Raw genomic sequence first — 405 nt, 5'->3', positions numbered from 1 at the left:
GGACTCCAACAGCCCCACCGCCATCCCTGCCCACTGCGCCCCCTGACCGGGGAAGACGAACACCGGCTTCCCCCCGGTTGCACTCCCCTGAAGGACATGCGCGGCGGGCTCCGACGCGGCCAGCGCGCCGAGACCCGCCAGCAGCTCCGCACGGTCCGAGGCCACCACCACCGCGCGCCGCTCCAACTGCGCCCGGGCCGTCAGCGACGAGAAGCCGAGGTCCAGGACGGAGACGTCCGGGTGTTCGGTCACGTGTGCGCGCAGCCGGTCGGCCTGCTCCCGCAGCGCCTCCTCGCTGCGTGCGGACACCGCCACCGGCACCGCCGCCGGCGGCCGGGGCTCGCTCTGGGCCCGCGCCCGGTCCTCGGCCGGAGGCTCCTCCAGGATCACGTGGGCGTTGGTGCC

General features: G+C 75.8%; 1 protein-coding gene. It reads right to left on the bottom strand.

The genetic code is table 11. From position 1 onward, the window contains the following. Positions 1–405, bottom strand: a 405-nt coding sequence (locus RKE29_RS30545; RefSeq protein ID WP_312008925.1) for a ketoacyl-synthetase C-terminal extension domain-containing protein, incomplete at both ends; no start/stop codon positions are given.

Source organism: Streptomyces sp. B1866, from assembly GCF_031932565.1.
GTDB lineage: Bacteria > Actinomycetota > Actinomycetes > Streptomycetales > Streptomycetaceae > Streptomyces.
This window is presented reverse-complemented; position numbering and strand designations above follow the sequence as displayed.